The organism is Kitasatospora sp. NPDC093558 (assembly GCF_040683475.1).
In the GTDB taxonomy this organism is placed as follows: domain Bacteria; phylum Actinomycetota; class Actinomycetes; order Streptomycetales; family Streptomycetaceae; genus Kitasatospora.
Map to the genome: position 1 here is coordinate 1 of NZ_JBFBDY010000546.1, position 4215 is coordinate 4215.

Below are 4215 nucleotides of genomic sequence, written 5' to 3' on the forward strand. Positions count from 1 at the left end.
GGTGCGGGCTGGTCCCGGTTTCGGCCCCGCTACGTCCTCGTCCGGCCGGACGGCTACGTCGCGTGGGCCGGACGCACCCCGGACGACGGCCTGGCCGCAGCCCTGCGCCGCTGGTACGGCACCCCGGCCCCGGCCGGACGCTGACCCGGCGGCGCAACCCGGCCGTTCACACGCCCAGCCACTAACGCTCCCAACCACCCACCCCCGCCCCGCCGTTCGCGCGCCGCGCGTCTGGAGACCGCCGTGACATCCGCGCTGTTCGTCGCCCTCGTGCTCCCCGCCCTCGCCGCCGTCCACTACTACGCCTGGCGGCGCGTCGTCCGCGACACGACGGCCCCCGGCTCGTGGCCGCGCCGGGCGGGGACGGCGCTGCTGGTGGTCCTCGGCCTGCTGCTCGTGGCGGCGCCGCCGGCCGAGAGCGCGCTGCCGAAGCCGCTCGCGGTGGCCATCGGCTGGCCGGGCTTCCTGTGGATGGCCGGGATCCTCTACCTCTCCCTCGCGCTGCTCGTCACCGAGGCCGTCCGCCCCCTCCTCCTCCGTGCGCTGCACCGACGGTCCGGGTCCGATCCCGACCCGTCCCGCCGCCTGTTCGTCAGCCGCTCGCTCGCGCTGGCCGCCGGGGCCGCCACCGCCGCGACCGTCGGGTACGGCGCCGCGACCGCGCTCGGCCCGCCCACCGTCAAGCACCTGACCGTCCCGCTCGCCAGGCTCGACCCACGAGCGGACGGCTTCCGGATCGCCGTGGTCAGCGACATCCACCTCAACAGCCTGGTCGGCCGGGCCCGCGCCCGGCAGATCACCGAGCTCGTCAACGGGACGCGGCCCGACCTCATCGCCGTCGTCGGCGACCTGGTCGAGGACGCCGACGTGGCCGAACTCGGCCCGGAGGTGGCGCCGATCGCCGGGCTCAGCGCTCCGCACGGCGTCTACTTCGTCACCGGCAACCACGAGCACTACTCGGGCGGGCAGCAGTGGATCGACTTCGTCCGCCGGCTCGGACTGCGCCCGCTGGTGAACGAGCGGGTCCCGCTGCCCGGCTTCGACCTCGCCGGCGTCAACGACGCCAGCGGCACCGACGAGGGCCTCGGCCCGGACTACGAGGCCGCGCTCGGCGGACGCGACCCGGGCCGGGCGGTGGTCCTGCTCGCCCACCAGCCGGTGCAGGTGCACGAGGCGGTCAAGCACGGCGTCGACCTCCAGCTGTCCGGCCACACCCACGGCGGGCAGCTGTGGCCGTTCAACCACCTGGCGGGGCTGGCCAATCCGGCCGTCGCCGGGCTGCACCGGTTCGGCGGCACGCTGCTCTACGTCACGCGCGGCACCGGCTTCTGGGGCCCGCCGGTGCGCCTCGGCGCCGACCCGGACGTCACCGTCGTCACGCTGGCCGTCCCCCGCTCCTGAGCACGGCCCACAGGAACGGGGGACGGCCCGCGGCTCAGCCCAGCAGCGGCTCGCCGGCCGCGTACCGGCGGAAGAAGCCCGCCGTCGGCGTGTCGGCCCGCTCGATGTCCTCCGGGGTGCCCTCCGCCACGACGGCCCCGCCGGCCGGGCCCGCGCCGGGCCCGAGGTCGATCACCCAGTCCGCCGAGGCGGCCACCGGGATGTCGTGCTCGGCGACGACCACGGTGTTGCCCGAGTCCAGCAGGACGTCGAACGCGTCCACCATGCGCTGGATGTCGGACGGGTGCAGGCCCGAGACCGGCTCGTCGAGCACGACCAGCCCGGCCTTGCGGCCCGCCGACCCGCGCTGGATCGCGGCCGCGAGCTTGAGCCGCTGCGCCTCGCCGCCGGACAGCTCGGTGGCGCTCTGGCCGAGCTGGAGGTAGCCGAGGCCGACCCGCTCCAGCGCCGCCAGCGTCTCGGCGAGCTGCCGGGGTCCGGTCAGCCGCTCGACGGCCTCGGCGATCGTCAGGTCGAGCACGCCGTCGATGGTCAGGCCCTGATACGTGATCTCCAGCGCCTCCGGCTTGTACCGGCGGCCGTCGCACTCGTCGCACACCACCCACACGTCCGGCAGGAAGTGCATGTCGACGAGCTTGCGCCCGTACCCCGTGCACGTCTCGCAGCGCCCGCCGCCCGCGGTGTTGAACGAGAACCAGGAGGCGTTGACCCCGCGCCGGCGGGCCTCGTCGGTGTCCGCGAACAGCTTGCGCACGAGGTCGAAGGCCTTGCTGTAGGTGGCCGGGTTGGAGCGCGGGGTGCGCCCGAGCGGCTCCTGGTCCACCACCGCGACCCAGCTGAACGCGTCGGTGCCGGTCACCGAACGCACGGTCTCGGCGGCCTCGCCGTTCAGCGCGGCCTCCACGCCCGCGCCGAGCGCGCCGAGCAGGCTGCTCTTCCCGCTGCCGCTGACGCCGGTCAGACAGGTGAGCCGCCCGACCGGGAAGCGGACGCGCTCCGCCGTCACGTTGTGCGCGGACAGCCCGTGCAGCTCCACCCAGCCGGCCCGCTCGCCGACCGGGCGGCGCTCGCGCCGCAGCCGGGGGCCGTCCCCGGCCAGGTAGCGGCCGGTCAGCGACTGCGGGTGCGCGGCGGCCTCGGCGGGCTTGCCCGACACGATCACCTCGCCGCCGAGCCGGCCGGCGCCCGGCCCCATGTCCACGATCCAGTCGGCGCGGGCGATCAGCTCGGGGTCGTGCTCGACGATCAGCACGGTGTTCCCGGCCTCGCGCAGCTCCAGCGCGATGTCCAGCAGGTGCGCCTTGTCGGCCGGGTGGAGGCCGGTGCCCGGCTCGTCCAGGACGAAGGTGATGCCGCTCAGCTCGGTGCTCAACTGCGCGGCCAGGCGCGTGCGCTGGAGCTCGCCGCCGGACAACGTGACGGCGCTCCGGGTCAGTTGGAGGTGCGAGAGGCCGAGCCGCTCCAGCACGCCGAGCCGGCGGGCCAGGTCCTGGAGCAGCGGCTCGCCCACCTCCCGCTGGGCCGCGCCCAGTTCGGCCACCACGTCCCCGGCCCAGTGCCGGACGGCCCGCACGTCGACCTCCAGCAGCTCGGGGTAGCTGAGCCCGCCGAGCCGGATGGTGCGGGCCGCGTCGCCGTAGCCGGTGCCGCCGCAGTCCTCGCACGCGACCTTGCGCATGTACGGCAGGTAGCGCTGCTTGGCGCTCGGCGTACCGGCGTTGGCGAAGACGCGCTCCACCTCGGCGAGCGCGCCGCGCATCGGCTGGCTGGAGGTGTAGGTCCACGACGCCGTCTCGTTCTTGTTCGGCATGTCGACCGTCGCCTCGATCTTCTCGTCACCCGTGCCGTACAGCACGCAGTGCCGGAACTCCTCGGGCAGCTCCCGCCAGGGCCGCGCGAGGTCCACGCCGCGCTTCTCGGCCAGCGCGGGAACGAAGGCGTGCTCGCCCGAGCGCCACTTGGCGTACCAGGGCGACGCGCCGTCGAACAGCGGCCGGTCCGGGTCGGTGACGACGAGGTCGGCCTGCGCCTGCCAGCGCCCGCCGACGCCGTGGCACTCGGGGCAGTTGCCCTCCGGCGAGTGGCGGTCGAAGTGCGCGGTCGACAGGTGGCCCGGCAGGTCGGCCGCGTCCGGCCCGATCCCGGGCAGCCGCGAGTACAGCAGCCCGAGGTGCCCGTCGATGCCGGTGATCGTCGCCACCGTCGAGCGGGGGTTGCGGTTCAGCCGGCGCTGGTCGACGGCGAGGGTCGCACCGAGCCCGAGGATGCGGTCCACCTTCGGCCGGTTCCGCTGGGTGATGTACTGCCGCACGAACGGCGAGAGGCCTTCGAGGTAGCGCAGCTGCGCCTCGCTGTGGATGGTGTCGATCGCTAAGGACGTCTTGCCGCTGCCGCTGACGCCGGTGAAGGCGACCACCCGGCCCTTGGGGATGCTCAGCGTCACGTCGCGGAGGTTGTTGGTGCGCGCGCCCACCACGTGGATGGTGTCGGCCGGTCGTGCGGTTCCAGTCATCGTCGCTGCCTCGTCTCACAGCGGTGACGTTCCGGGTGGCGCAGTCACCGCGATCGGAAATCCCGGGGATGCCCGCCCCGAACGGCCCGGGCGCGCCGAAGGCGCCTGCCGGGGAAGCCACTTATGTTACTGGACGAACCTTCGTGTGCCGATTCTCCGGCGGGTCGCCAGGCCCCGCCGCGGCACCCGGCCTGATCCGAAAGACACGCCCTAACTCGGGCCGGGCGGAGCCGAGTTCAGCCCGACGTGCCTAGTGCCGCGCGGTACCAGTCGGCGGCGGCGGGCAGGCGGGCGAGCGGCCC

General features: G+C 74.8%; 3 protein-coding genes. 2 read left to right on the plus strand and 1 reads right to left on the minus strand.

The window, feature by feature from the left end; translation table 11 throughout:
- Both AB0O00_RS31090 and AB0O00_RS31095 read left to right on the plus strand, forming a co-directional pair.
- Positions 1–144: hypothetical protein (locus AB0O00_RS31090; RefSeq protein ID WP_363657430.1), on the plus strand; the 144-nt coding region annotated here is incomplete at its 5' end.
- A gap of 99 nt (positions 145–243) precedes the next feature.
- Entirely contained in the window at positions 244–1401 is a 1158-nt protein-coding gene (locus AB0O00_RS31095) for a metallophosphoesterase (RefSeq protein WP_363657426.1), read from the plus strand.
- A 34-nt stretch (positions 1402–1435) separates the two neighbouring features.
- Here AB0O00_RS31095 and AB0O00_RS31100 read toward each other — a convergent pair whose 3' ends face one another.
- Positions 1436–3913, minus strand: a complete 2478-nt coding sequence (locus AB0O00_RS31100; protein WP_363657428.1) for an excinuclease ABC subunit UvrA — start codon at positions 3911–3913, stop codon at positions 1436–1438.
- Between the last annotated feature and the right edge of the window lie 302 nt (positions 3914–4215).

Bases quoted from the DNA above. Each gene is read 5' to 3' on its own strand.
- AB0O00_RS31100 (WP_363657428.1), bottom strand. From the start codon at position 3,913: ATGACTGGAACCGCACGACCGGCCGACACCATCCACGTGGTGGGCGCG.